This window comes from Bradyrhizobium sp. WSM4873 (assembly GCF_055811355.1).
On record NZ_JBVVPS010000001.1, the window covers coordinates 270,209 to 294,410 of the forward strand.

Annotated in this window: 23 protein-coding genes and 1 pseudogene; 12 read left to right on the plus strand and 12 right to left on the minus strand. The window is 65.4% G+C overall.

What is annotated here, in order from left to right; genetic code table 11:
• Positions 1-2 precede the first annotated feature (2 nt).
• A complete protein-coding gene (locus AC0L21_RS01300) occupies positions 3-740 on the minus strand; it encodes a Crp/Fnr family transcriptional regulator (protein ID WP_473257189.1) in 738 nt (245 codons plus the stop codon).
• A 171-nt stretch (positions 741-911) separates the two neighbouring features.
• Here AC0L21_RS01300 and AC0L21_RS01305 point away from each other — a divergent pair, with 171 nt between their 5' ends.
• From AC0L21_RS01305 to AC0L21_RS01325, 5 genes are all read left to right on the plus strand, one after another.
• The gene (locus tag AC0L21_RS01305) at positions 912-1,151 is read left to right on the plus strand and encodes a hypothetical protein (RefSeq protein ID WP_473257192.1); all 240 of its coding nucleotides are present in this window, start codon (positions 912-914) and stop codon (positions 1,149-1,151) included.
• Positions 1,152-1,168: 17 nt separating this feature from the next.
• Positions 1,169-1,870 carry a Crp/Fnr family transcriptional regulator gene (locus tag AC0L21_RS01310; protein WP_473257194.1) on the plus strand — a complete coding sequence of 234 codons (702 nt, stop codon included), beginning with the start codon at positions 1,169-1,171 and terminating at the stop codon, positions 1,868-1,870.
• Between the two features lie 1,132 nt (positions 1,871-3,002).
• Entirely contained in the window at positions 3,003-4,349 is a 1,347-nt protein-coding gene (locus AC0L21_RS01315; RefSeq protein WP_473257197.1) for a caspase family protein, read from the plus strand.
• A 30-nt stretch (positions 4,350-4,379) separates the two neighbouring features.
• Positions 4,380-4,877 carry a hypothetical protein gene (locus tag AC0L21_RS01320; RefSeq protein WP_473257199.1) on the plus strand — a complete coding sequence of 166 codons (498 nt, stop codon included), beginning with the start codon at positions 4,380-4,382 and terminating at the stop codon, positions 4,875-4,877.
• Between the two features lie 150 nt (positions 4,878-5,027).
• Positions 5,028-6,227 (plus strand): hypothetical protein, encoded by a 1,200-nt coding sequence (locus tag AC0L21_RS01325; RefSeq protein ID WP_473257202.1) that lies wholly within the window; start codon positions 5,028-5,030, stop codon positions 6,225-6,227.
• Here the strand turns inward: AC0L21_RS01325 and gmk are convergent.
• The 9 genes from gmk to AC0L21_RS01370 form a co-directional block, all read right to left on the minus strand.
• On the minus strand, positions 6,160-6,819 hold the full coding sequence (gmk, locus tag AC0L21_RS01330) for a guanylate kinase (protein ID WP_473257204.1): 660 nt from the start codon (positions 6,817-6,819) through the stop codon (positions 6,160-6,162). The genes AC0L21_RS01325 and gmk overlap by 68 nt on opposite strands.
• 3 nt (positions 6,820-6,822) lie before the next feature.
• Complete coding sequence (locus AC0L21_RS01335) at positions 6,823-7,710, minus strand: YicC/YloC family endoribonuclease (protein WP_473257206.1); 888 nt, start codon at positions 7,708-7,710, stop codon at positions 6,823-6,825.
• A 117-nt stretch (positions 7,711-7,827) separates the two neighbouring features.
• Positions 7,828-9,102, minus strand: coding sequence for an endolytic transglycosylase MltG (gene mltG / locus AC0L21_RS01340; RefSeq protein WP_473257208.1), 1,275 nt, complete (start codon positions 9,100-9,102; stop codon positions 7,828-7,830).
• Positions 9,103-9,227: 125 nt separating this feature from the next.
• On the minus strand, positions 9,228-10,493 hold the full coding sequence (fabF, locus tag AC0L21_RS01345; RefSeq protein WP_473257213.1) for a beta-ketoacyl-ACP synthase II: 1,266 nt from the start codon (positions 10,491-10,493) through the stop codon (positions 9,228-9,230).
• 108 nt (positions 10,494-10,601) lie between these two features.
• Positions 10,602-10,841 carry an acyl carrier protein gene (locus AC0L21_RS01350; RefSeq protein WP_006020277.1) on the minus strand — a complete coding sequence of 80 codons (240 nt, stop codon included), beginning with the start codon at positions 10,839-10,841 and terminating at the stop codon, positions 10,602-10,604.
• Between the two features lie 308 nt (positions 10,842-11,149).
• On the minus strand, positions 11,150-11,887 hold the full coding sequence (gene fabG / locus AC0L21_RS01355; RefSeq protein ID WP_007592006.1) for a 3-oxoacyl-[acyl-carrier-protein] reductase: 738 nt from the start codon (positions 11,885-11,887) through the stop codon (positions 11,150-11,152).
• 102 nt (positions 11,888-11,989) lie between these two features.
• Entirely contained in the window at positions 11,990-12,949 is a 960-nt protein-coding gene (fabD, locus tag AC0L21_RS01360) for an ACP S-malonyltransferase (RefSeq protein ID WP_473257218.1), read from the minus strand.
• A gap of 187 nt (positions 12,950-13,136) precedes the next feature.
• Positions 13,137-14,162: a fatty acid desaturase family protein gene (locus AC0L21_RS01365; RefSeq protein WP_473257220.1), complete on the minus strand. Its 1,026-nt coding sequence runs from the start codon at positions 14,160-14,162 to the stop codon at positions 13,137-13,139.
• A 3-nt stretch (positions 14,163-14,165) separates the two neighbouring features.
• Complete coding sequence (locus AC0L21_RS01370; RefSeq protein WP_473257223.1) at positions 14,166-14,870, minus strand: TetR/AcrR family transcriptional regulator C-terminal domain-containing protein; 705 nt, start codon at positions 14,868-14,870, stop codon at positions 14,166-14,168.
• Positions 14,871-15,210: 340 nt separating this feature from the next.
• On the opposite strand from AC0L21_RS01370, the gene rpsF reads away from it, so the two are divergent.
• The 4 genes from rpsF (at position 15,211) to rplI (ending at position 17,744) form a co-directional block, all read left to right on the plus strand.
• Complete coding sequence (gene rpsF, locus AC0L21_RS01375) at positions 15,211-15,723, plus strand: 30S ribosomal protein S6 (protein ID WP_473257227.1); 513 nt, start codon at positions 15,211-15,213, stop codon at positions 15,721-15,723.
• A 5-nt stretch (positions 15,724-15,728) separates the two neighbouring features.
• Entirely contained in the window at positions 15,729-15,968 is a 240-nt protein-coding gene (gene rpsR / locus AC0L21_RS01380) for a 30S ribosomal protein S18 (protein WP_007592020.1), read from the plus strand.
• Between the two features lie 129 nt (positions 15,969-16,097).
• Complete coding sequence (locus AC0L21_RS01385) at positions 16,098-17,075, plus strand: hypothetical protein (protein ID WP_473257229.1); 978 nt, start codon at positions 16,098-16,100, stop codon at positions 17,073-17,075.
• A 63-nt stretch (positions 17,076-17,138) separates the two neighbouring features.
• Positions 17,139-17,744 carry a 50S ribosomal protein L9 gene (gene rplI, locus AC0L21_RS01390; RefSeq protein ID WP_007592024.1) on the plus strand — a complete coding sequence of 202 codons (606 nt, stop codon included), beginning with the start codon at positions 17,139-17,141 and terminating at the stop codon, positions 17,742-17,744.
• Positions 17,745-17,784: 40 nt separating this feature from the next.
• On the opposite strand, the pseudogene AC0L21_RS01395 reads toward rplI, so the two are convergent.
• Together AC0L21_RS01395 and AC0L21_RS01400 are read right to left on the minus strand one after the other, a co-directional pair.
• A pseudogene (locus AC0L21_RS01395) lies at positions 17,785-18,033 on the minus strand (acyl-CoA thioesterase domain-containing protein); the annotation flags it as partial.
• An 18-nt stretch (positions 18,034-18,051) separates the two neighbouring features.
• Positions 18,052-19,077, minus strand: a complete 1,026-nt coding sequence (locus tag AC0L21_RS01400) for a hypothetical protein (RefSeq protein WP_473257233.1) — start codon at positions 19,075-19,077, stop codon at positions 18,052-18,054.
• A 270-nt stretch (positions 19,078-19,347) separates the two neighbouring features.
• Between AC0L21_RS01400 and AC0L21_RS01405 the strand changes: the two genes are divergently transcribed.
• The 3 genes from AC0L21_RS01405 to alr all read left to right on the plus strand — a co-directional run bounded on the left by AC0L21_RS01405 (position 19,348) and on the right by alr (position 24,196).
• Positions 19,348-20,598, plus strand: a complete 1,251-nt coding sequence (locus tag AC0L21_RS01405; protein ID WP_473257236.1) for a class I SAM-dependent methyltransferase — start codon at positions 19,348-19,350, stop codon at positions 20,596-20,598.
• 757 nt (positions 20,599-21,355) lie between these two features.
• Entirely contained in the window at positions 21,356-22,864 is a 1,509-nt protein-coding gene (locus AC0L21_RS01410) for a replicative DNA helicase (protein ID WP_473257238.1), read from the plus strand.
• Positions 22,865-22,915: 51 nt separating this feature from the next.
• Positions 22,916-24,196 carry an alanine racemase gene (gene alr, locus AC0L21_RS01415; protein ID WP_473258355.1) on the plus strand — a complete coding sequence of 427 codons (1,281 nt, stop codon included), beginning with the start codon at positions 22,916-22,918 and terminating at the stop codon, positions 24,194-24,196.
• The last annotated feature ends 6 nt before the right edge of the window (positions 24,197-24,202 follow it).

Here is a 24,202-nt window from a genome sequence, read left to right on the forward strand (position 1 = left end):
TCTCACGCATGCGGCGGCGATTGGCGCTTCAAGTGCAGATAGGTCGGACTGAAGCCTCCGAGCCGCTGCAGTTCGCGCCATTTCAGGACGATCAGCTCGCCGTCGCGCATGTCCATGGTCCCGCTCCGCCTGAGGTCGGCGAGCGTCCGGTTCACCGTCGCGATCGCCATGCCCAGCGTCTCGCCGAGCTGCGCCAGGCTGATCGGCAGGCGGCAGCGATTGCCGCGAACGAGTTGCGCGGCGCGGGCGCGGTAGAACAGCTCGCAGAACAGGTGTGCCATGCGCGTGTGCATCGGCCGGGCGCTGTTGTTGGTGATGGCCTCGCGAAAGATCGCGGCATCGAGCAGGGTCTCGCGCCAGACCGAGAGCGCGAAGGTCGGCCGCCGACGAAACGCGTTGAGCAATTCGCGATGCGGGATGAACGCCACCGAGGCGGGCCCGAGGGCGCAGAGGCCATGGTCCATCTGGTCGATGAACAGTCCCTGGGAGTCCGGCAGATCTCCAGACAGATGGAACGCGAGATATTGCCGCCTTCCGCTGTCGAGCAGATGATAGCGCGCGATCATGCCGGAGACGACCAGCGCCGAATGCTCGGGTTCGTCACCCTGACGGATGAAATCCTCATTCGGCGCGAACTCGCGCTGCACAAAGGTCAGCCCGCGAATTTCGGCGACATCCTCCTGGGCGAGTGCGGTGTGCTCGCCCAGGTTCCGGATCAGCACGTCATGGGCTTTTTCCATGTGTACGCTCCATGCGCCCCGCCAAAAATGCTGCCGGTTCGATCAAATGATACATCGGGCCCGCATACAGCGGACTAGAACGCGAGTCGGAAGCACAGGTTGCTACCGGTCTGCGACATTACTGGGTCGCGACTCCCCGTCCCTCGATCGCGGACTGCGCCCGCCATTCGCATGAGCCCTACGACGATCCTGAAACGCATTCGCCACCTGTTCGCATCGGATTCGGGCGAGCACCTGGACAGTATCCGCGCTGCCTTCCTGCATGGAAGGTTGAAGGAGCCGGCGCGGCCGATGTCGGATCAGGAGCTTGCGCGCGCCATCCGCGAGTTCCAGGCGGTTCCCGTGTCCGATTGGACCATCGCAAAACTCTCCCAACGCCTGCTCGAGCCGGCGATGCCGCGTGACGACTGAAACACCTCCTCCTCTCCATGCCGCACCCGAAGTTCATCGCACATCTCCAGGCGATTGAAGGCCTCTCCGAAGACGAACGCCGCCAGATCGCGGGTCTGCCGTCCACGTTGCGCCAGGTCTCCGACGGCGAGATCCTGCTGCGCCAGGGTGAAGATGCCTCTCGTTGCGTTTTCGTCGTCAGCGGCTTCCTCTACCAGGCCCGCATCGTCGGCGATCGCAGCCAGATCCTCGCCTTCCACGTTCCCGGCGACATGCCGTGCCTGCACACGCTGCTGGTCTCGCCGATGGATGCGGACCTCGTCGGTCTTGGCCCCACCATCGTCGGCTACGTCGCACACAGCCAACTCAAGCAGCTGCTCGACGGCTCCATTCACCTGACCCGTGCGTTCTGGCGCGAGACGCTGATCGATGCGGCGATCTCGCGACAATGGATTGCGCGCCTCGGCGCACAGGCGGCGCTGCCAAAGGTGGCGCATCTGATCTGCGAGCTCGCCGCAAGGCTGGAGGTCGTGGGCCTCGTCAAGAGCGGTCGTTTCCAGATGCCGATGACGCAGCGGCATGTCGCCGATGCGTGCGGACTGTCGATCGTCCACGTCAATCGCACCATCCAGGAGCTGAGAGGGCGCCGATTGATTGCTTGGGAGGGAAGCGAGATCGAGCTATTGCAACCCGACGAGCTCCGCGCGCTCGCGGATTTCACGCCGGATTATCTGACGTAAGCGGAGCGGGCAACTCGGGGGACGCGCCGGCGCTCCAACGAGCAGCCTGCGTCCGGGACACGAGATGGAAGGATAGCGCACGCTGTGTCCACGGAGTCATTGCGAGCGCAGCGAAGCAATCCAGACTGCCGCCGCAGAAAGATTCTGATTGCTTCGCTGCGCTCGCGATCACGAGGAGGCCCCGGGCTTGCCCCAAGTCCTCTCGCCGCAAGAGGCCTGCACCCGCGAGGCGTCGGGCAAAACACCTCGTCAAGCCCGCCGCAGAAAAACATTTCACTTTTCCGAATTTCGGATTTGTGGCATACACGCGCCATCCTGGCCCTGCCAAAGGGGCGTTCGCGACCGTCACGACATGCGGGCCGGGTGGCGATGGACGCGGCAGCGACGGCGCGGGCGGCGTGATGACAGGGCGGGCAACCGTGAGTCCTCACTCGACGCGTACGACACGGCGCTGGAGAGCGGGCTCGTCGATCATCGGGGGTGAGCACACGCAAGCCCTCGACGATTTTGGCGGGACCGTCCGTGGACGGAGAAGTCGTGTGGTCCTGACGCCCGGGGTCTGTGCGTCAAGCCTCGCGGTGATGTGGCGGCCCAACCGGGCGCGCGCATCAGCGATCGGCGGGGCGACGGGGGCAATAGTGCATCGCTCCCCGAGGAGAGCACGAAGGACACCGTTAAAACCATCCGCGCAGGGAAGGCCGGGCGATCGGCCACCCTATCGGTCCACCCCGTGTGCACTCCCGTAGCGCACGGACCAACGGGTGCCGCCGGCGCCCGGCCTTCCCTGCGCCCTTTGGCCTCCATTGGGCGATGAACGGCAGCAAGGCTCGGGCAGAATCTGCCGCGGGAACGCGCGGCCGCGTTCGCAATCTGGATTGAGCGCCCCTTCTATTTCACCGTCGCTCTGAGGTGCCGGAGGGTAGCGGAGGCCTCGAAGGGCGACGGCGGCTGGCGGCTCAGCCGTTCATCCTTCGAGGCTCTCCACACGTCGCGTTGCGACGCATGGCTCGCGCCTCAGGATGACGGGATCGGCAGCAAGCGCTCGAGCGGCCTGCGCCGCTGCCCGCCGTCGCACCACTTTTCGCCGGCGCGCCGGACTGTTAGACTGACGCCATTATTTTGGGGAATTTTGATGCGCGCGAGAATTTTCAATCGCGTCCCGGGGCTGGCGACGCTGGTCGCAGCCCTGCTCGTCGTCGCCACGCACCCGGCATCGGCCGAGAAGCGCATCGCGCTCGTGGTCGGAAACTCCGCCTACAAGAACATTACGCCGCTCGACAATCCATCCAGGGACGCGAGCCTGATGGCGGACACGCTTGGCCTGCTCGGCTTCACCCTGGTCGGAGGCCGCGCCCGGCTCGATCTCGACAAGGGCGCGATGGACCTGGCGGTGCAGAGCTTTGGCCGGCAGGTGCAGGGCGCCGACGTCGCGCTGTTCTATTATGCCGGCCACGGCGTGCAGGTCTCGGGCGCCAACTATCTCGTGCCGGTCGGCGCCAATCCGACGCGCGAGGCCGACGTCGACTTCCAGATGACCGACGTCAACCTCGTGCTGCGCCAGATGCAGGGATCGGGCACGCGGCTCAACCTCGTCATCCTGGACGCCTGCCGCAACAACCCCTTCGGCTCGCGCGGCCTGCGCGCCTCAGATGGCGGCCTCGCGCAGATGCGCGCGCCTGAGGGCACGCTGATCTCCTACGCAACGCAACCCGGCAACGTCGCCCAGGACGGCAGCGACGGCCACAGCCCCTACACCAAGGCATTGGCCGCGACGGTCCGGACCGCGGGCCTCGACGTATTCCAGACTTTCAATCAGGTCGGCCTCGCCGTGAAGCGCGCCACCTCCGGCGCGCAGCAGCCCTGGGTGTCGTCCTCCCCGATCGACGGCACCTTCTATTTCGTAGCCCCGACGCAAACCGCGCCGCCGCAGGTCGCAGCGATGCAGCCCGATGTGCTTCCGGCGGATCGGTTGCGCGCCGATCCGGACCGCGTCCCCTTGCGCGATGCCGCCCTGCTGAGCGAACTCAGCGAGCGGCTCTACGAGCTCAATTTCGATCCTGACAGCCCCGATGGACTGACCCGCGCGATCACGAAGCTCCAGCAGCGGATTTCCATGGCGCCGACGGGCGAAGCCACCGAGGGCCTTCTGCTGCGGATGCGCAAGATGGAGGACCTGAAGCCATGGGGCTCGATCGTCTACGGGCCCGACGGCGGCAAATGGGGCATCTCCTGGAACCACGCCTCGCGGCGCGCGGCGGTAGCGGATGCGCGCGGCAATTGCGCCGGCGCCAAATGTCCGATCGAACTGTCCTTCTATGGCAACCGCTGCGGCGCGTTCGCGATCTCCGACAAATCCTGGTCGCTGGTCCAGCGCGACAGCGTGCAGCGCGCGAAAGACGCCGCGCTTGACGAATGCGGCAAGGCTGGCAAAGCTTGCCGCATTATCGGTTCCGTCTGTGCCGACGGCTCCGGCCGCTGATACGATTTTTCATTTTTTGGATTTTTGCTCATGCGCAATGCCGTCATCCCTGCGATTGCCCTGGCCTTATTCCTGTCCGTCACCGTCGCTCCACCGTCCGCCGTTGCGCAGTCCGGCAGTGCCGGCGGCTCGATCGGCAATGACGAGAAATCGCTGTCCGGCTCGCGATCGGACCGTTCCGCCGAGCCGGCGCCCTCGGCGCGCCGCAGCAAGCCGGCCGAGGAGCCGCGCAGCTCCTCGCGACGCGGTGGTGGGGGTGGTGGCGGTGGCGGGAGTTTCGACGGCGCCTGGATGGTCGTCAGCGTCGGCTGCGGCGGCACCACGTCCGGCGCGGTCGTGGTCTCCTCAGGCAAGGTCATAGGCCAAGGCGTCACTGGTACCGTCAGCGCGAGCGGCGCGGTCAGCACGTTCGGTCAAGGCGACGGCGTGACCTTCACCGGCTCCGGCCGCCTCGCTGCCCGCAGTGGCTCCGGATCCTTCCGCCGCTCGGACGGCTGCGGCGGAACCTGGACTTCGACCAAGCAATAGCAGCGAAAAAGTCTGCTTCCGCGGCGGAACGAACGCCGCGCAGGCCCGATTCAGGCCACATCCTCTCCGGATTTGCGGCTCATTGCCACCCAAGTCTTTGACGACAAAGGGAAGGTAACGAGTTGCGTCATGCGTAATCGGGAGACCAGGATGGGCAACCGCACCGCAAAATTCTTATCCGCCCTTATGGGCAGCATCATTGTCGGCGCGCCACTTGCCGCCGTGTCGCAGAATGCAACGACGCCACCGAGCACGGCAAATGCCGCGAGCGACTGCCTCGGCTCGCCAAAGGGCGCCGCCCCGCAGGGCCAGCATTGGCATTATCGCCTCGAGCGCGCGACCAAGCGGCAGTGCTGGTATCTGCGCGCCGAAGGCGGCAAGGCCACCCAAACCGCACAGGCTGTGCCCGATACGCCTGCAGCGGATACACCCGTGCCGCAGCAGCACTCGGTCCAGGACGCGCGCGCCGAATATCTGACCCCCCAGAGCATCGCCACGGTGAAGACGCCTGCACAGGCGGGACCTGCGCCGACGCAACAAGCTGCGAGCCCCGCCGCCGACGCCAACGCGCAGCAGCCCGACGTCGCCGCGCGCTGGCCCGAGGCCTCCACGGCGTCCGCCGCGCCCACAGAGCAGCCCTCGCCTGCACCTGCCGCGGTCGCTGCGCAGCCGACCGCGAAGCCGGCGAAGTCCCCTGCTCCGATGGCTCTGGCCGCGGCAGACAGCACCGCCGACAAGCAGACCGGCTCGCTCCAGATGCTGCTGCTCGTGATCGGCGGCGCACTGGCGCTTGCCGGCATCCTCGCCAGCGTCATCTACCGCTTCGCCGGTGGGCGCATCCGCGTTCAGGCCGCCGACCAGCGCCGCGTCAACTGGGACAATTTTGAGCCGCACGATCACGACGATGGCCGCGCGCCGTGGCTCAACGCAGCGCCCGCCGACGCGCCGGACGCTCGGCAGCCCCGCCCGGTGGATTTCGATGCCCTGCGTCCGCAGCCAGCCCAGCTCAAGACCGCGCAGCTTGCCGCGATCGATCGCGAGATTGATGTGATCGATGAGCGCGCACCGCAAGCGCACCACGATGCCGCAGAGCTCGACGATGCCGACATCTTCAACGGAGAATTCCAGATCGAGGCCGCGCCGCAGCTCGCGGCCAACGGCGTCAATGACGAAGAGCCGGCCGGTCGCGATGAAGATGCGGGAGCCGAGGACGCCATCGACATCGACGTGATCACGACGATGCTGGAACGGCTGGCGAAGGACGGGCCGCGGCTGACGGAGCCTAACCTTGAAGCTGGCCTTGCAGACCTCGCACGAACCCCACGAGGCCGGTCTGCCGCTCGCGCTTGAGGCGTTCGGCCTTCAGGATCGACTGTACCTCGGCGAAGGCCTCGTCGACGTCATGGTTGATGACGATGTAGTCGTACTCGGCCCAGTGGCTCATCTCGTGGCTGGCGCGGCTCATGCGCTTGCGGATCACCTCGTCGGAATCCTGCGCGCGCGAATGGAGCCGCTTCTCGAGATCGGCGGCCGAGGGCGGCAGGATGAACACGCTGACGACGTCGGCGCGTGCTTTCTCTCGGAGCTGCTGCGTGCCCTGCCAGTCGATGTCGAACAGCACGTCCTGCCCAGCTGACAGCGCCGCCTCAACCGGCGCACGCGGCGTGCCGTAGCTGTTGTCGAACACGGTCGCCCATTCCAGCAGCTGGTCGGCCTTCGCCATCGCCTCGAAGGTGGCCTTGTCGACGAACGAATAGTCCCTGCCGTCGACCTCGCCCGGCCGCATCGCCCGCGTGGTCGCCGACACCGACATTCGAAGGCCGGGCATACGGTCGATCAACATGCGCGACAGCGTCGTCTTGCCCGCGCCCGACGGCGAGGACAGCACGAACATCAATCCGCGCCGCTCGACACCATCCGTTCCGTGACCGCCAATCGTCATCGATCACTCCAGATTCTGGACCTGCTCGCGGAACTGCTCGACCACGTTCTTCATGGCGAGCCCCGTATTGGTCAGCTCGATGTCGTTCGACTTCGAGCAACAGGTGTTGACCTCGCGGTGAAATTCCTGCGCCAGGAAGTCGAGCTTGCGCCCGACCGGGCCGCCCTTGCCGATCAGCTCGCGCGCCTGCGCGATGTGCGAGGCGATGCGGTCGAGCTCCTCGCGGATGTCGGCCCTGGTCGCAATCAGGATCGCTTCCTGCATCAGGCGGTCGGAATCGAAACGGTCGGAAGTGTCGAGCAGGCTCGCGATCTGCTCGGCGAGCCTGGCCTTGATCGCCTCGGGCTTGCGGCCGGGCGCGGCCTCCGCCTTCTTCGCCAACTGCTCGACCTCGTCCACGCGCTGGATCAATATCTGCCCGAGCGAGGTCCCCTCACGCTTGCGCATCTGGACGAGTTCGGCGAGCGCCTTGTCGAAGGCGTCCGCGGCGGCGGCGCGCGCGGCCTTGTCCTCTTCCTCGTCGCCCTCGGGCTCGGCGACCTCAATGACACCCTTGATGGCCAAAAGCCCGTCGACGCTCGGCGCGACCGCATCGACCTTGCCGGCGATCACAGCGGCGGCCTTGAGGACGGCGTTGAGCACGTCCTCGTTGACGCGGACGCTGGTGGCCGCATTGGCGCGCTTGACGGTCAGATTGGCGTAGACCGTGCCTCGCGAGAGCAGCTCGGCGGCGCGCTTCTTGGCATGAGCCTCGAGTTCGTCGAACCCCTGCGGCAGCCGCACCCTGAGATCAAAGCCCTTGGCATTGACCGACTTCAATTCCCATTCGAACGTATACGGCCCGCTCGCGCCGTGGCTTCGGGCAAAGCCGGTCATGGACGACAACGCCATCAGGTCAATTTCTCCAGAAGCTCGGGATTCGCGCGGCCATCAAGCCACGCGAATCTTAAGACTATTTTGCAGGAAAATGTAATCCGCAAAGTCCCGCGGGGCAGGTCTGCACCTGGCCTAGCGCTGGACCACCGGGGGCGAGGGCTGCACCGCGCCTTGCCGGGCCGGCGGCGGACCCGCGGGGCGAGCGGCCGGCGGCTTTTTCTGCTGGTTGGGGCGGGCCGGCGTGGTCGCCGTCGGCGTATCGGCGGTACCGGGCGCGGCGGCGGCGGGTGCCTGCGCGTCCTCGGCCGGCTCGACCGTGTCGTTCTGAATCTGCTTTTCCATCGCGCGCAGCTTGGCGACGTTCTTCTGGTGCGCGTCGTAGGTCTCGGTGAAGGAATGCCCGCCGGTGCCGTCGGCAACGAAATAGAGATCGCGGGTGCGGGCCGGGTTGGCGGCAGCCTCGAGCGAGGCCCGGCCGGGATTGGAGATCGGGCCCGGTGGCAGGCCCTCGATGACATAGGTGTTGTAGGGCGAGGGCTGCGTGATCTCGCTGCGCTTGATCGGACGACCGAGCGTGCCCTTGCCCCCGACGAGGCCATAGATGATCGTGGGATCGGACTGCAGCTTGATCCTCTGCTTCAGGCGATTGACGAACACCGCGGCGACGCGGCTGCGCTCGTCCGGCTTGCCGGTCTCCTTCTCCACGATCGAGGCCAGCGTCACCAATTGCTCCGGACTCTTGACCGGAATGTCCTGACTGCGGCGCTCCCAGATCTCGGTCAGCACGCGCTTGTGCGCCTGCTGCATGCGTTGGATCACCTGATCGCGCGGGGTGCCGCGCGGGAACTTGTAGGTCTCGGGCAGCAGCGTGCCTTCCCGCGGCAGCTCACGCACGCTGCCGGTGAAGATGTCGTTGTCGGAGAGCCGCGCCACGATCTGCTCGGAGGTCAGGCCCTCCGGGATCGTCACGGCATGCTGCACCACCTTGCCCTCGACGATGGTGGCAATCACGTCGCGCAAGGATGCGTTCTTCTGGAACGAGTATTCGCCGGGCTTGAGGTCCGAGCTCGCCTTCAACGCAGCGACGCTGGCAATGAACGCCCACGGATTGACGTCGGTCACGCCTTCGCGGTTCAGCGTCTCGGCGATGTCACGCTTGCCGGCGCGCTGCGGGATGTTGACGATCTTGTCTTCCTTCAGCGGTCCCGGCGCCTCGAGCACCTGTCGGCCGTAATAGTACGCGCCGCCCGCGCCGATCATCGCAATCAGCAGCAGGGTGATGATGGCGTTGCCGACGATCACGAAGGGATTGCGCGCGCGATCCGATCGCTTCGGCGGCGGCGGGACCTGCTCGGGCTCGAGCGCTGCCCGCGGGCTCCGGGGCGAAATGGGCGGCCTTTCACTCATCGAAGCAACCTGAATCCTGCCGGTTCAATCGCGACCTGACAATCGCTTGCCGAGCCAAATGCACGCGCCCGCTTCCATGACTATCGCCGAATACGGCAAAACGGTGGATTCGTCGCAACAACAAACTAGTGGACCAGACGCCGGAAGACGACCGATGCGTTGGTACCGCCAAAACCAAAAGAATTCGACAACGCGACGTTGACCTCGCGCTTCTTCGCCTGATGCGGCACCAGATCGATCGCAGTCTCGACCGACGGATTGTCCAGGTTGATGGTCGGCGGCACAACATTATCGCGAATCGCGAGAATGGCGAAGATCGCCTCGATCGCGCCGGCCGCACCCAGGAGGTGACCGGTCGACGACTTGGTCGAGGACATCGCGACCTTGGAAGCGGCATTGCCGAGCAGACGTTCAACGGCACCGAGCTCGATCTCGTCACCGAGCGGTGTCGAGGTGCCGTGCGCGTTGATGTAGTCGAGATCGGACGCGGTGAGGCCGGCGCGCTTGAGCGCCGCCGCCATGCTGCGGAAGCCGCCGTCGCCGTCGGGTGACGGCGAGGTGATGTGATAGGCATCGCCCGAAAGACCGTAGCCGATCACCTCGGCATAGATCTTCGCGCCGCGGCGCTTGGCGTGTTCGAGCTCTTCCAGGACCAGAACGCCGGCGCCCTCGCCCATGACGAAGCCGTCGCGGTCCTTGTCGTAGGGGCGCGAGGCCTTCTCCGGCGTTTCGTTGAAGGCTGTCGAGAGCGCACGCGCGGCGTTGAAGCCGGCAATGCCGATGCGGCCGATCGGCGATTCCGCGCCGCCGGCAACCATGACGTCGGCATCGCCGAGCGCGATCAGGCGGGCGGCATCGCCGACCGCGTGAGCGCCGGTCGAGCAGGCCGTGACCACCGAATGGTTCGGCCCCTTCAGCCCATGCTTGATCGAGACATAGCCGGAGGCGAGATTGATCAAGCGGCCCGGAATGAAGAACGGCGAGACCCGGCGCGGCCCGCGCTCCTTCAACAGGACCGCGGTCTCGGCGATGCCGTTGAGGCCGCCGATGCCGGATCCGATCATGGTGCCGGTTGCACATTTGTCCTCTTCGGTCTCGGGGTGCCAGTTGGCATCATCGAGCGCCTGGCCGGCTGCGGCCATGCCGAAGATGATGAAGTCGTCGACCTTGCGCTGGTCCTTCGGCTCCATCCAGATATCGGGATTGAAAGTGTCGTTGGTGCCGTCGCCGCGCACGACCGTGCAGCCGATCTTGGTCTGAAGATCGGAGACATCGAAGCTCTCGATTTTGCGTGCGCCGCTTTGGCCGTCGAGGATGCGTTTCCAGGTCGGCTCGACACCGCAGCCGAGTGGCGAAACCATGCCAAGACCCGTGACGACAACCCGCCTCATATTCGAAAACTCCGCATCGAAAGATTCACGGCCAATAACAAGAAACCGGCTGACCGCTGTTGGGCGGTCCGTCCGGTTTCAATGTTGTCCCCGCGAAAATGAAGAGCCTTAGCTCTTCGCGTTCTTCTCGAGAAACTTGGTGGCGTCGCCGACGGTGAGAATCGTCTCCGCGGCGTCGTCCGGAATCTCGCAACCGAATTCCTCTTCGAACGCCATCACCAGCTCGACGGTGTCCAGACTGTCGGCGCCGAGGTCGTCGATGAAGCTCGCAGCGTCGACAACCTTCTCGGGTTCAACACCAAGGTGTTCGACCACGATCTTCTTAACCCGCTCGCCAATCTCACTCATTGCATAACCTCGTGTTGTTCCCTGTAGACCCGACCCCCCGGGACGATACGAGCCGTCGTGGTCGTTGACTGCCTTCGCCTACGAACTTTGATCTGGCCCCATCCTAACCGATGCAGGCCCGGCGAATGACGGCCAAGGCTCCGCATCGCCAATATACAGGGTTTCAAAAACCTGCAATGGCGTTCTTTGCCCATCCGTTGAAGGTCCGGTTATCATACTTCAATTGCGTTGACTACAAGCCTCATTTCGCTCCGGAAACGGCCGTTTGCCGCATTCCGCACCGCCAGGGGGCGGTGCGGCATGAAGCGTCAGATCATGGCCATGCCGCCGTTGACGTGGATGGTTTGGCCGGTGACATAGGCCGCTTCGTTCGAACTCAGGTAGACGGCGGCCGCCGCGATGTCCTCTGGCGTGCCCAGGCGATTGGCCGGAACCTTGGTCAGAATCGTTTCGCGCTGCTTGTCGTTGAGCGCATCGGTCATCGGCGTCTTGATGAAGCCGGGCGCGATGCAGTTCGCGGTGACGCCACGCTTGGCGTATTCGGCACCTAACGTCTTGATCATCCCGATCAGGCCCGCCTTCGACGCGGTATAATTGCCCTGCCCCGGGTTGCCGGTGACGCCGACAACCGAGGTGATGGCGATGATACGGCCGAAGCGCTTGCGCATCATCAATTTGGTGGCGGCGCGGGCAAGCCGGAAGGTCGAGGTCAAATTGATGTTGATGACCTCCTCCCAGTCCTCGTCACGGAGCTGCACGAAGAGATTGTCGCGGGTGATGCCGGCATTGGCGACGAGGATGTCGACCTGTCCCATCGCCGCTTCGGCGGCGGGCACCAGCGCCTCGACCTCGTCGGCCTTGGAGAGATTGCAGGGCAGCACATGGGTGCGCTCGCCGAGCTTGCCGGCAAGCTCATCCAGCACTTCCTTGCGCGTGCCTGATATCGCAACGGTGGCGCCCTGCGCGTGCAGCGCCTGCGCGATCGCGCCGCCGATGCCGCCGGTTGCGCCGGTGACGAGCGCCTTTTTGCCAGTCAAATCGAACATCGATAACTCCTCCAAGGCACGATCCGGAAAAGTGCGCAGCGGTTTTCCGAAAGGATCGTGCGTCAACTAAAGAACTCGCGCGCGACGACGAATTATCGCGCCTCAGGCCTGCTTGGCAGCGGCCAATGCATCCTTGGCGGCAGCAATGTCGTTGGGACCACCGACCGCAACGCCGACGGCACCGTCCGCAATACGCTTGACGAGGCCGGTCAGCACCTTGCCGGCACCGATCTCGAAGAAACGCGTGACGCCCTGCCCCGCCATATAGGCGACCGACTCGCGCCAGCGCACGGTACCGGTGACCTGCTCGACCAGGCGGCGGCGGATCTCGTCGGGATCGGTGATCGCGCTCGCCAGCACGTTCGACACCAACGGGGCCGCCGGCGCCTTGATCGTGACCTCGGCCAGCGCCTCCGCCATCGCGTCGGCAGCCGGCTGCATCAGCTTGCAATGGAACGGCGCGGACACCGGCAGCAACATCGCGCGCTTGGCGCCCCTGGTTTTGGCGATCTCGACGGCGCGATCGACCGCGGCCTTGTCGCCGGAAACGACCACTTGTCCGCCGCCATTGTCGTTGGCGGCCTGGCAGACCTGCCCCTGAGCGGCCTCGTCCGCCACCGCCACGGCGGCCTCGTAGTCGAGGCCGAGCAGAGCGGCCATCGCACCGACGCCGACCGGCACGGCTTTTTGCATTGCGAGACCGCGGATGCGAAGCAGCCGCGCGGTGTCGGAAATGGTCAGGCTGCCGGCCGCGGCCAGCGCCGAATATTCACCGAGCGAGTGGCCGGCGACGAAGGCCGCATCCCGCCCCACGGAAAACCCGGCTTCGGCCTCCAGCACCCGCAGGGTGGCGACGGACACGGCCATCAGGGCCGGCTGGGCGTTTTGGGTGAGCTGGAGGGTTTCAGCCGGACCATCCCAGATGGTCGCAGTCAGCTTCTCCCCTAGCGCGGCGTCGACCTCGTCGAACACGGCGCGCGCCACCGGAAAGGCATCGGCCATGGCCTTGCCCATGCCGACCGCCTGGGAACCCTGCCCCGGAAATGTGAATGCTGCCGTCATCGGCGCTCCCTGCTTGTCGGGCGTGATCCCTGCGAGAACCGGCAGCCGATGACACACGGCCTTAGGCCATGGTTCCGGATCATGCTCCAAAGGGGGCCGTAGACACTGTCCGGGGCCGGAATGTCAAGCCAAGATAGGAACTTCGACCAGCCTTCAACCGGCAGCCTTCAACTGGAGAGACGGGTCCCTAAAATCCGCCGGCCGTCTGGTTGGCGTCGACCTCGGACCCCGCCTGCGCGCGGCGCGCGCTGTTGACCAATTGCCCCGGCCGGTCATCGCGGTTCGGCTTCGCGGTCGCAAGCCGCAGCACGGCCACGTAACTCGGCTGCACCTCCATGCGATCCGCGTACCGGCTCTGGCTCAGCAGGCGGTGCACCTTCGGCAGATTGTAGCAGGGCACGTAGAACAGGAGATGATGTTCGAGGTGGTAGTTCACGTAATACGGCGCGATGAACAGACGCTCGAGGAAGTTGGCGTAGGTGGTGCGGGTGTTCCGCAAGGGATCGCTGCTGTCGGGCACGACCGCGTGCTCGGCGATGTTGCGGATGCGGGTGATGACCATCATCCAGGTCAGGAGCGGCACCAGCCATAGCAGCGGATAGGCCCACCATACGCCGGCCGCCGTGAGCGCTGCGAACATCGCGCCATTGACCAGAGATTGGGGCCCAAGCTTCTCCCAAAAATGCGCCGCGCGCTGTCGCAACGGCCAGTCCTTCGGACCGAGCGCATTGAGCAACTGCGCCTTGCGCTGCTGGTAGCCGGTCTGCCCGGTGAGGTCGCGAATGAACTTGCGGCGATAGCTCAGCTTCGTGATGGGAAATGGCGCCGAAAGCACGAGGTCGGGATCACCCTCCTGCTGCGTGCGCGCATGATGCTGAAGATGATAGCGCCGGTAGCTGCGCGTCTCCGCAAACAGAGGATAGGCGCAGAACCACTGGCTCAAGGTCAGATTGGTTTTCTCGTCGGCGGACAGGCAGCCATGCGCGCCGTCATGCATGAGGATCGCGAGCCCGAGCTGGCGCGAGCCGATGATAGCGACGGCGACAATATAGGTGATCGGATTGGGCCACCACGCGACCAAGGCGATTGCGGCGATGATGAGCGCCCAGGCGTGCGCGATCAGCGCGACGCCTTTCCAGGTCACGCGCCGGCGCACGTCGGCAAGCTGGTCGTCGGTCAGGAAATCGCGGGCACGCATGCGAAGCGCAGTCATGGCCTAACTCTCCTCATTCGAATGGCTTGAGGCGTCGCGCGCGTCGACGAGGCGCAGGCGCGCAGCGTCATGCTCGGATTTCGCCTGTTCGCCCAGCACGCGCAGCATCTCGGCGCATAGCGCCTCTGGCGACCGGCCCATGGCGTAACCCTCGAGGATGATTCCGATGGCGACGGCCCAGAACCGCCGCGAACTCTCATCGGGTGCGCGCAGGGAGCGCCAGCCGTGCCGCGCGACCTGGCTCGCATAGGCCCGCGCACCTTCACTGTGCAGGCGCTCGATGGTGCGCTCGACCAGCGGCGCGAGATCCTGGCGCCGCCGCGTCAGCGTCAGCGCCTCGGCGAAGAAGGCTACCGAATCGCTCGCCGTGACGGTCTCGGCCAGCGCGCGGGTATAATCCTGCGGCGTGCGCGCTTTCAGCGCCGCCTGCTCGGTCGCTCGCGCCAGATACAGCAGCTCGCGGCAGGCGCATTCGACGAACAGCGCCTCCTTGGTGCGGAAGTAATAGGTGATCTGGCTCGGGAACGCGTTCGCAGCGGCTGCGATGTCGGCGATCGCTGTACCCGACAGCCCCCGCTCCCGAAACAGCGGGCTCGCGGCATCCAGCAGCAGCGAGCGCATTTTGCGACCGGCCGACCGCGTGGCGCGGGCGGCGTGCTTGGGGTCGCCTGCCGCCTCGATCGGCTCGTGGGCCGGCTTTTCTGCCATTGGGTTTCGCTCCCGTTGACTTATTTGTATGATATACAAACAAACAAATCAAGCCGGTATGGTAGCCGGCGGGGGATCCACTCCGCATCGGGACCCCGCGCCGAAAACGGCGCCTGCAACCTTGCCAAGTCGGCCGAAATCCGTATAACGCGCCCATCCGCAGACCCCGGCCGGGAGCTGAACGGACGGTCTCAGCAAATCATTCGTGATTTTGGTGTGGCAGGGCCAGTCGGCCCGTCGTCCCGTGTTTCCGCCTTCTGAGCTTAATCCCAGAGTCCTTTCCGAAGGCCTCTTAAGGGCTTGACGCCGGGCGATGCGCCAACATGAGGAAAGGACTTCCATGGCTCTCTATGAGCATGTTTTTCTCGCGCGCCAAGACGCGAGCACCCAGCAGGTCGAAGAGCTGACTGCGCAGATGACCGGCATCGTCGAGGGTCTCGGCGGCAAGGTCACCAAGACCGAGAATTGGGGCGTACGCTCCCTCACCTACCGCATGAACAAGAACCGCAAGGCGCATTTCGTGCTGCTCAACATCGACGCGCCGTCCTCGGCGATCGCCGAGATCGAGCGCCAGGAGCGCATCAGCGAAGACGTGATCCGCTATCTCAGCGTCCGCGTCGAGGAGCTCGAGGAAGGTCCGTCCGCGATGATGCGCAAGGCCGACCGTGACCGCGAGCGTGACGACCGTGGCGGCGGCTTCCGCGGCGATCGCGAAGGCGGTGGCTTCCGTGGCGACCGCGAGGGTGGTTTCCGTGGTGGCGATCGTGAAGGCGGCGGCTTCCGCGGTGACCGCGGTCCGCGCCGTCCGCGCGAAGACGTTGAAACCACCACCACCACGACGGATGGGGAGTAAGAACAATGGCTGAAGCTGGTGCACGCCGCCCGTTTTTCCGTCGCCGCAAGAGCTGCCCGTTCACGGGCGCGAATGCTCCGAAGATCGACTACAAGGACTCCAAGCTGCTGATGCGTTACGTCTCCGAGCGCGGCAAGATCGTGCCGAGCCGCATCACCGCGGTGTCCGCGAAGAAGCAGCGTGAGCTTGCCCGCGCCATCAAGCGCGCGCGGTTCCTGGGCCTGCTGCCCTACGTCATTCGCTAAGACGAATTCGGCCGGCGGCGACATAGCCGCCGGCCGAACGACCTAGTTTTTCATAAGGCTTCCGGGTCGTCCGGTCGCCGATGGTTGGGGCGAGATGCCTCTAACCGCTCGAAGGGAGCGGGACAGCTGATGATGGCCTTTGGACTGATAGCCCTGATCGCCGGCGCTGCGTCGGCCTTGATGTTCGCCTCGATCATTTCGGGCGCGCTGATCTCGCTCGTCCTGTTCTATCTCGCACCGCTGCCGCTGATGGTCGCTTCGATCGGCTGGGGACCGCTTTGCGCGAGCCTCGGCGGCATCGCCGCCGCCCTTGGCCTTGGCGCCCTGTTCGGCCTGCCCTACTGCATCGCCTTCGCCGTCACCGTCGCATTGCCGGCCTGGTGGCTCGGCCATCTCGTCCTGCTCAGCCGGCCGGTGGGACCCGCCGCGCCGGAGCCCGCCGCCGAGCTGCCCACCGGGCCTGCGCTCGAGTGGTATCCGGTCGGCCGCATCCTGCTGTGGATCGCGGGCTTCGCCACACTGACCACGATCGCCGCGCTGCTCACGATCGGCACCGACGCCGAGACCATCACCGGCACGCTGCGCCGTGGCTTGATGCGCCTCCTCCGCGCCGCCGACCCGCAGAGCTCCGGCGAGACCGACCAATTCGTCGGCGCACTGGTGCGTATCTTGCCGGCCGGTGCCACCATCGTTGCGATGATGACGCTGACCCTCAACCTCTGGCTCAGCACCAAGGTGACGGCGACGTCGGGCCGGCTGCGGCGCCCCTGGCCGGACCTGATGACGGCGGAGCTGCCGCCGATGACGCTCGTGGCGCTCTGCATCGCGCTCGCCTTCTGCTTCACCGGCGGACTGCTTGCGATCGTGGCGCAAATCGCGACGGCTGCGCTGATGATGGGATATGCGCTGACCGGCTTTGCCGTGCTGCATACGCTGACGCTGGCGCTGAAGAGCCGCACCTTCTGGCTCGGCTCGACCTACGCCGTCGTGGTCGTGTTCGGATGGCCCGTCATCGCGATGGTGATCCTCGGCCTCGCGGATGCCGTGTTCGGCCTCCGCGAACGCTTTCTTCGTACGCGCCAGCCACCGCCGCTGCCGACCTCTTGAGTTCAAGTCCGAAAGTTCAAGTTCGAAATTCCACCTCACTCAGCACATCAAAGGAGAACGAATATGGAAGTCATTTTGCTGGAACGCGTCAACAAGCTCGGTCACATGGGCGAAGTCGTGAAGGTTCGCGACGGCTATGCCCGCAATTTCCTGCTCAAGCGCGGCAAGGCGCTGCGCGCCACCGCCGACAATCGTGCCAAGTACGACGGCATGAAGGCCGAGCTCGAGGCTCGCAACCTTGAGTCCAAGGGCGAGGCGTCCAAGGTCGCCGAGAAGATCCAGGGCAAGAACATCATCGTGATCCGTCAGGCTTCGGAAGCCGGCCAACTGTTCGGCTCGGTCAACGTGCGCGACATCGTCGTGGCGTTCGAAGCCGACGGCGTTTCACTGTCCCGCCCGCAGGTTCAGCTCGACGCGCCGATCAAGACCATCGGCAAGCACACCATCACGGTCGCCATCCATCCCGAGGTCGAGATCGAGATCAGCGTCACCGTGGCGCGCAGCCAGGACGAGGCCGAGCGCATCAACCGCGGCGAGGACATCTCGAGCCGGAACGAAGACCGGGATGCTGCGGCCGAAGCGATCGCAGCCGCCGGCGAGTTCTTCGACCCCGAAGCCCAGCAGGACGACGCCGAGCCGGCGCCGGCTGCGGAAGAGACCGAGAAGTAAGCCTCGCGCTCGTTTGCGCAGGCTGCGAAGCCCGGTCGCCTCAGGCGGCCGGGCTTTTCGTTGTGGCGGCAACGTCCTCGCCCAGCATCGCGGTCGACGCGAGCGCCGTTGCCGTATGCTTCTCGACGCCGTCGGTGACGCAGAAAACGTCGGCTGCGACCACGGAGACCTGACGCCCCGGCTTGATCACCCTCGCCCGGCAGATCAGCTTCTCGCCGGCCGCGGGCGACAACAGATTGAGCTTGTACCCAAGACGACGAAGGCCGCGCCAGAGCGCGGCCTTCGCATGTCTATAAAATATGGTCGCTTATCGCGAAATCGGCGGCGCCGGCGGACCGGACGATTCGGCCGGCGCTGGCGGGGCCGCGGCAGTCGCGGGCGGCGCCGGCTCCTGCGACTTGGCTGGCGGTTCGGACCTCGCGGCGGGCTTGGGAGCAGCTTCTTCCGCGGCTTTGGGCGCAGTTGGCTCGGCGGGCTTCGCGGCGGATGGTGCCGCCGGCGTCACCTGCGGCACCGGATCGGGCCGCACCGCCGGAGCTTCGCTGCTGCCGCGCGGCTCCACCTTGGCGCTTTCCGGCTTGGCCTCGGCGGGCTTCTCGGACGGCTTGCTGCCTTCGGATTTGCTGCCTTCGGATTTGGCCTCGCCGGAATCCACCTTCGCAGTCTCGGGCTTTGTGTCGGGCTTGGACTCGACCTTCGGCTCGCTCTTCTTGTCGTCTGCTGTCGGCGCCGCGGCATCAACCTTCGGCGCCTCATCACTTCCCGGCTGGCCGCGCTTGCCGAGACGCTTGGCCTTGCGCCCTTCGGGTGCAGCCTGGCCCTCGGGCTTTACGCCTTCCTTCGTTCCTTCTTCGGCCGGCCGCGCGGCGCGCTTCTGACGCGCGCCCTCGGCCACGGGAGCGGCACCCTCGCCTTCCGGCTTGGCGGATTCCTGGGAACGCTGCCGGCGGCCCTGATGCTCAGGGGCCTGCACGGGATTGGTATTGGCTTCCTTGTCCTTGGCGCCGTCCTTCTTGTCCTTACCGTCCTTATGGCCGTCCTTGGCCTGGTAGCGGGTGTCGGTGGCTCCGTTGGAGACGAGATAGGAGGCAAGCACGCCGGCCATGTCGGGGCTGGTCGTGTAATGCTGACGCAGGAAGCCCGGAAGCGAGCCCGGCGCCACCGTCTTCAACAGGCCGCGCGGGCTCTTATGACATGCATTGCAGGTCTGCGCGAAAAGCTGGGATGGGGCCTTGCCGGCCTCGAGGTTCGTCGCCTGCGCGAGAACGGTATCGGTCGCGCCGAAGCCGATCAGAAGCAAGATCGTCGCGAGGCTGAGCGCTCGGCTCGACATTCCCATCATCTCCATTGAATTCCGAGAGGTGCAGCCGGCAGGCGGCGCCGCGGCGGGTCACCTTTTATCCGATTGAGCCGCGAATGGAAGCAGGCTCGGCGCGCAAGGATGTGATTAAGCGGTTTTGGAATATCCGCTTTGAACACAGCGCAATAGCAGGCCCGGAACACCTCCCTAGACTTGGATGCAAACGCATAGGAACCGCTGAGATGCCCGGGCGTAGGGTGTGAAGTCGCATCTCTTCGGGTTCGCTCGAGAGGATGGGTGCCGATGGATCGATTGTTGCGTCAATTCCTGTCTCAATTCATCCGCCGCGGGTCGATGACGGTGACCACGGCGAAGGGCTCGGAGTTCACCGTCGGCGACGGCTCGGGCGAACCGGTCGCAGTCCGCTTCGTCACCGCGGACGCGGAGCGGAAGATCCTCGTCAATCCCGAGCTCGGGCTTGGCGAGGCCTACATGGACGGCGAGTTCGTCGTCGAGCACGGCACCATAGCTGATGCCCTCGCGATCCTGCTCGATCAACCCGACCTATTGCCGCACTGGGCAAAACCCTGGTGGCACCTGCGCTATCTGGTGCGGCACCTGAAGCAGTTCAATCCGCGCCCGCGCTCCCGCAGCAACGTCGCACACCATTACGATCTCGACGCGAGGCTCTATTCGCTCTTCCTCGACGCCGACAAGCAATACAGCTGCGCCTATTTCGAGACGCCGGAGAGCACGCTCGACGATGCGCAGCTTGCCAAGAAACGGCACGTCGCCGCAAAGCTGCTCGTCAAGGGCGCCCAGCGCGTGCTCGACATCGGCTCCGGCTGGGGCGGACTTGGGCTCTATCTCGCCGAGATCGCAGGTGCTGACGTCACCGGCATAACGTTGTCGACCGAGCAGTTGCAGATCGCCAATGCGCGCGCAGCCGAAAAGGGCCTGACCAGATCGGCCAAATTCCTGCTTCAGGACTATCGCGACGTCGCCGGCCCGTTCGACCGCATCGTCTCGGTCGGCATGTTGGAGCATGTCGGAGCCCGCTTCTACGACATCTACTTCCAGCGTTGCGCCGAGCTGTTGGATAAGGACGGCGTCATGTTGCTGCACTCGATCGGCCGTTCGCAGGGCCCGGACTCCACCAATCCCTGGATCGCCAAATACATCTTTCCCGGCGGCTACATCCCCGCCCTCTCGGAGGTGCTGCCGGCGATCGAGCGCGCAGGCCTGCTGGTCTGCGACATCGAGATACTGCGCCTGCATTACGCCGAAACGCTGAAGGCATGGCGCGAGCGCTTCATGGCGCGACGCGAAGAAGCCGTACAGCTGTATGACGAGCGCTTCGCGCTGATGTGGGAATTTTATCTGGCAGCCAGCGAGATGACATTCCGCAAGCAAAATATGATGAACTTCCAGATCCAACTCACCCGGCGTCAGGGCGTCGTGCCGATGACGCGCAACTACATCGCCCGTGAAGAGGCCCGGCTGCGGGCTGTCGAAGCCGGCGCCACGCCGAGACTGAAGCTGGCTGGTGAATAGGTCCTAGTGGCGCAGGGTCGAAACCGGAGCGGACCGGTAAGAATCCGTTAAGGCCAATTGTATCCGCAGTGCCTTCAGGATTTCGGGGGCGACCGGTTCCCGACGCACTTCCGGCCGCGCAGCGTGCTCCATGGCCGCGATCAGCCCCGACAGCCAAAGTCGGCTGCCTGCTTCGCTTCGCCAATTCCGGGGCTGCCGTTCTGGCCGCATCGCTTGCCTCGTTCCCTGGTGGCAGATCGGGAGACAATCCCCCGCCCGCTAACCTGTTCCGGCTGTACCCCCGAAAGAATCCGGGGAGATGTGATCTGCTTCACATAAGTCTCGTCGGCCCTGGCTTAGACCGTCGCCATGAGCAACGAGACCAAAACCTCATTCGACGTGCAGGACGACCTCCGCACCGATTACGCCCTGATCGCTACCGGCGTCGGGGCGGCTCTGGTTGCGCTGGTCTACCTCCTGCTGGTCTGAACCAAGCCGAAAGCGCCCAGCGTGCGTCATTCGCGCGCGTCTCGATATGTCGGCCCGCCGACCCCTCAGGTTCACTTCATCCGGCGTTTTCCGCGGCGACGGTAGCGGCCGCTTCCAGGCGGCGACCTGGTTCCACGAAAATCCGTCAAGCGCGGCGCGTGCTGCGGCGGGCAATCATCCACCATTTTAATGATCGGTTGATAGCGGCGAGCTTTCGCTTCCGCTTTGGTCTGAGGCGGCGCTTTATCCCGGCCCCGCATCCGCCCCAGAAAATTGCTATCGCTCGACCATGGCCCTGACTGATTCGAACGTTCTCAAACTCGCGCCCGAAGCCGGAACCCCCGCCTATCGAAGCGCGCCGCATAATATTGAAGCGGAACAGAGCCTTCTGGGCGCGATCCTGGTCAACAACGACGCGTTTTACCGCGTCTCCGACTTCCTGGAGCCGAAGCATTACTTCGAGCCGCTGCACCAGACCATCTTCGAGACCGCCTCGAGCCTGATCCGGATGGGCAAGATCGCGACGCCCGTCACGCTGAAGACCTTCCTGCCCGCCGACACCGATATCGGCGGCATGACCATCGGGCAATATCTGGCGCGCCTCGCCGCCGAAGCGACCACCATCATCAATGCGCAGGATTATGGGCGCACCATCTACGATCTGGCATTGCGACGCGACCTGATCGGCATCGGCGAGGACATGGTCAATGTCGCTTATGACGCCCCGGTCGACTTCGCGCCGCGGGCGCAGATCGAGGACGCCGAGCGCCGCCTGTACGAACTCGCCGAATCCGGTCGCTATGACGGTGGCTTCCAGAAATTCTCGCAGGCGCTGACGCTTGCGGTCGATCTGGCCGCGAAAGCGTTCCAGCGCGACGGAAAGCTGTCGGGCATCTCGACCGGCCTGCGCGACCTCGACAACAAGATGGGCGGGTTGCAGCACTCCGACCTCATCATCGTCGCCGGTCGCCCCGGCATGGGCAAGACGTCGCTCGCAACCAACATCGCCTACAACGTCGCCCGGGCCTACGTTCCAGAGCTCCAGGCCGACGGCACCATGAAGGCCGCCCATGGCGGCGTCATCGGCTTCTTCTCCTGCGAAATGTCGGCCGACCAGCTCGCCACGCGTATCGTGGCCGAGCGCACCGGCATCCCCTCCTCGTCGATCCGCCGCGGCGGCATCTCGGAGGCCGATTTCGAGAAGATCCGCGAGGTCTCGATCGAGCTGCAGTCGCTGCCCTTCTATGTCGACGAGACCGGCGGTCTCTCGATTGCCCAGCTTATGGCGCGCGCCCGCCGGCTGAAGCGGCAGAAGGGCCTCGACCTCATCGTCATCGACTACATCCAGCTGTTGTCGGGTTCGGGCAAGCGCAGCGAAAACCGCGTGCAGGAAATCACCGAGATCACGACCAGTCTGAAAGCGCTCGCCAAGGAACTCAGCGTGCCCGTGATTGCGCTCTCGCAGCTCTCGCGCCAGGTCGAGTCGCGCGACGACAAGCGGCCGCAGCTCTCGGACCTGCGCGAATCCGGCTCGATCGAGCAGGACGCCGACGTCGTGCTGTTCGTCTACCGCGAGGAATACTACCTCGGAAACAAGGAGCCGCGCCCGGGCACGCCCGAGCACGAAAAATGGCGACTGGACATGGATCTCGCGCATGGCAAGGCCGAAGTCATCATCGGCAAGCAGCGCCACGGCCCGACCGGCACCGTCGATCTGGCCTTCGAAGCGTCGGTCACACGGTTCGGCGACCTTGCGCCGGACAGCCAGGTGCCGGACCGCGGCGGCGGCGACTACTGAGTTCCCTGGGTTGAACCTGACCGGCCTCTTGCGTAAAACGGCGCCATGACAATGGCGTCCGACCCGAAAATGATCCCGCAATCCGGCCTTCTCTCCGCGGAGGCCAATCAGGCTGCCGCACTCGCGACCTTCGGCGGCGTGCTCACCGTCGATCTCGACGCCATCATCGCCAATTGGCGCAAGCTCGAGAAGACGGCGGTACCGGCCGAATGCTCGGCTGTGATCAAGGCGGACGCCTATGGCTGCGGCGCCGAGCAGGTCGCGCGTGGCCTGAACAAGGCCGGCTGCAAGACCTTTTTCGTCGCCACCATCGAGGAAGCGCGCAAGGTGCGCGCGGCGGTGCCGGAGCCCTCGATCTACGTGCTCGGCGGCTACTTCCAGAACACCGGCGAGCACTACGCCCAGATCAACTGCCGCCCCGTGATCGGCGATCTCAACGAACTCGCCGAATGGGACGTGTTCTGTCGCCGCACCGGCTGGACCGGTGGCGCCGCCATCCACATCGACACCGGCATGAACCGGCTCGGCCTGACGCTCGCGGAAGCGCAAGCCATCATCCCCCGCATCAACGCCGGCGATCACGGCATCACGCTGGTGATGAGCCATCTGGTTTCGGCCGAGCAGCTCAACAGCCCGGTGAACGCCAAGCAACTCGCGGCCTTTCGCGGCATCGCCAGCGAATTCTCCGGCGTGCCGGCGGCACTCGCCAATTCGTCCGGCGTCTTCCTCGGCGCGCCCTTCCAGTTCGACATGGTGCGGCCGGGCGCCGCGCTCTACGGCGTCAACCCGACGCCGGAGGCCGACAATCCGATGCAGCCGGTGGTCGATCTCAAGGCCCGCATCGTGCAGATCCGCAGTATCGAGCGGGGCGAGAGCGTCGGCTATGGCGGCACCTGGACCGCACGGCGGCCGACGAAACTCGCGATCATCGCGGTCGGTTATGCCGACGGCTATTTCCGCGCCGCAAGTTCCAACGACGGCACCCGCGGTGCCGAGGTCATCGTCGCCGGCAAGCGCTGCCCGGTCGCCGGCCGCGTTTCGATGGACCTGATCGCGATCGACATCACCGATCTGCCGCCGAACGCGGCGCGGCGCGGCCACATGGTGACGCTGCTCGGCGAGGGCATCACCGTCGACGAGCTCGCGCATCATTTCGGAACGATCGGCTACGAGGTGCTGACCAGCCTCGGCCGCCGCTACGCCCGTATTTTCAAGGGCGGGAATGTGGTGGAGCCGCTGGCCAAGCCAGCTCTCGGGCAGGCAGCCGAGCAGCAGACGCCCGCTCCGCCACCGATCGAGCAGCCCGAAAGCCCGCCGCCTCTGCCGGGCTGAGCAGCT